Raw genomic sequence first — 3,353 nt, forward strand, 5'->3', positions numbered from 1 at the left:
GGACTAAAGAAGTCAAATTTCTATTTTGCTTACTCGTATCAGGTGACCACTAATAGTATTATGGGCTATAACTCAGGAACACATATGGTTACTCTGGGACTTGACCTGTTCCAGGGAATAAGTGATTGTCCTTGTATGGCAACAGCTCTTCCATAAAAAAGTAAAATATTTTTTGTAAAACATAAGATGTAAAAAGTAAAAAGTGAAATGTAATTAGTCAGCAGAGCTATTAATTGCATTTCACTTTTTACTTTTTACATCTTACATTAGGTTTTTTTAAAACCCTTAAAAATCTGTCTATTTTAACAATACTAAAATGTTAAAAGACGAACTAAAATCTATTTTTTTTCATTAAACATACAGTTTGTTTTTTTTCATTTAGATAGTTTTTGAATATATAATATAAAACACAATATTTTAGTATTAGTTTAATGTTATTGATTATAATTAAAATTATAGTTTGTAATTTAGCGAAATAATAATAATAGTGTAATAATAAAACAGAAAAACCTATTAATTTATTTTTGACATGTAAGATATGTCTTGTATAATCAGACTTATGTTTTAATTAGGATTGATTTATCCAATTAGTATAAATGTTAATTAAAACAGGTAATAGAAAGTTTCTTTTTTCAGATGAATTTATAGGTTTTTCTATTCTTAAAAATTTAAGCCTCCTCTCTGTTTTTGTTTTTTTAAATAAGTTGATTTATGATAAGTAAAAAAGTTTTTTTCGTTTTTAATAAAGTAGTTAATAGTAGATTAGTTGCTCTTTTGTTGTTCTTTTTTTTGTTTCCTTTAGTAGCATTCGGACAAATAACTATTAATGCAAAAGCAACACCTTCATTTTGTTTAAATAGTGGAATAATTGAAGTTGAGGTTATTGGTTCCGGTATTCCCAATCCTATTGTTTATGGTATTGTAGAAGCCCCTTATGATGAATTGCGTATTCAGATTCAGAAAGGAGATCCTTTGTTTAAGGATTTAAAGCCGGGAAATTATTTTTATGGTTATTATGAAGGAACCAGATTTGTTAAATCTGATGAAAGTATAGAAATTACAAACAATCATGATGCATCCTCCCCGATTTTATCCGGGACTGCTTATCATTTTGCTTATTGTAGAAGTATAGCAGACCCTTTAGGAGAAATATATGCCAGTTGGTCAGGAGGAAATAAACCGTATGTTATTTCTTTAGTGAATCAAAAAGGCGATGTGATTCAGGAAGTAGAAGGGAATTTTAATTCTACCAGATTTCAAAATTTACCAGCTGGTGAGTATCGTTTAAAAGGAACAGATGCCTGTGGAACTGTATTTTATAACATTACTACCATAATTGTAAAACCAAATGTTCTCTATACCGATTTTACAATAGGTACACCTTCTTCTCAACCGAATGAAGGTTATTTTGATGTAGAGTATAATAAACCCGGAGATGTTTGTTCCGGTATTAAAAAGGCAAGTATAACAACTCCTTTAATGATATTGGGAGGTGGTTCTTCAAATTCTAATGATAAGGTAAAGGATGTTACGACTGTTCCCGGAGGACCATCTTTTTATAAAGGTAGAGTAATAACCTATAAATTAGAAGTACAAAATGAATCAGGGAGTTTTGATATATATGATGATCTGAATTATTCTGATGTAATTCGCGGCGATTATCCATTACCTACAGACAGGTCCAAATGGGGACTTGTAAAATTAACGATTACTATTTGTGATATTACAAAAACGAATATATTAAATCTGGCAAACTACAGCAGTTTTAGACAAATTCCTCCGAATCATAAATATATTTCTATTTACGATAACCCGAATGCATCCAGTTGTGATAGTGTTACAAAGGTAAAGGCAACTTTTAATGCCTTTTCGGGTTCTACGACAGGAAGTGGTTGTTACCCCTTTATTGTTGAAGTTACAGAAAAAGGAACAGCAAATGTGCAAAGAGATACTGTTTTCAGAGAAAAATGGATTAGTAATTATTTATTGGATATAGGAAAAACATATACTTTTAAAATTGTTGATAATAATGGTGATGAAGTGAAAAGATATACCTTTCTAAACCATACTTCGTCTACTTCATCAAAACCAAGACAAAACGATCCGTCAGACGTGTATATTGATCCACAGTATTTTGGAACTAGACCGATTGAAGATCGATTGACTTTTATTGATGGTCCCAGTTTAAATAATATGGGGAAGTCTGCTCTTGTACTACGAGGTTTATCAAAATCCATGAGATTAGTTTTTCCGGTAACAATTACAGCAACAGAAGGACCTTCAGTAATCAATATAAAAACATCTGTAAATCCAACGGAACTAAAGTTGATTAATATCGGTTTAGGAGATAAATTAGAACAGGGAACCTATAAAATAAGAGTTAAAGATTCCGGTTGTTTTGACCAAGAATATACCGTTGTTTTAGAAAGTTATATTTCGAGCGTTGTTTTAGAAGAAGTAACCTATTCAGAGAGCCCTAACTATTGTAATCGTTATATTATTAGAGGAAAGGTCAGAATAACCGGTAAAGGGAAACGAGTAGAGCAGAATGGACCGATCCATTCTGTTTATGGTTATGTATATGCTTATCCGCGGTTGGTCTCCGGACCAGCAGGTTTAGGTTATTTTGGTATAGATAGGGTAAATATTATGGGTACAGGAAGTTATAGGTTTACTTCTTCTGCTATGATTCCCGGTGATTATGAAGTAGCTATAAGCAGAAAGGAAGGGAGTAATAAGTTTGTAGCTCCTGAAGATATTTTTGAAACCTCAAAAATTGTTCCGATATCAGTATTGCCAAATTTCCCCACGTTTGATTTAGCAAATTCAGGAGGCGTTATCTGCGGTAAAGATACAAAAGGAAGTATTGTGGTTGCGGTTAATAATGCATCCAGTACTAAAACCTATTTTATTAAAAAAAGTTCAGAAGCAAATTTCCCGGCTAAAGGACAAACAGTACCGGTTTTTACAGATTTAGAAGAAGGTTCTTATGATGTAAAAGTGGTAGCGAATTGTTTTGAGATAGTATATACTTTTAAACTGGGACGTATTGAAAATCTGGATAACAGTATTGTAGGAGAAACCCAGCTTTGTCTTGGAGATTCTTTAAATTTATCCTTAGAACCTTTAGGTCCGTTAGCTAGCGTAAAGTGGATTTTACCAGATGGTTCTGAATTTACCGGGCTTCGTTTAACTAAAGAAAATTTAACTTCCGCAGATAGTGGAGAGTATAAGGTCGAGATAATCACAGCAGCAGGATGTTTTCTAAAAGGTTCTGTTAATGTTAAGGTAAATCAGGCTGTAGAAGAAAAGGTCTCTGTAGAATTATGTGGAGACAATGTTCTATTAGAGGC

At 32.1% G+C, this 3,353-nt stretch carries 2 protein-coding genes; both read left to right on the forward strand.

Going from position 1 to position 3,353, the window contains the following annotated elements; genetic code table 11:
• Nucleotides 1-156: type IX secretion system membrane protein PorP/SprF (locus AC4FQX_RS15005; protein WP_491168532.1), on the forward strand; the 156-nt coding region annotated here is incomplete at its 5' end.
• Between the two features lie 555 nt (nt 157-711).
• Nucleotides 712-3,353 (forward strand): hypothetical protein (locus AC4FQX_RS15010; protein WP_491168531.1); only part of this gene is annotated, 2,642 nt, incomplete at its 3' end.

The organism is Flavobacterium sp. AK-301, from assembly GCF_058310215.1.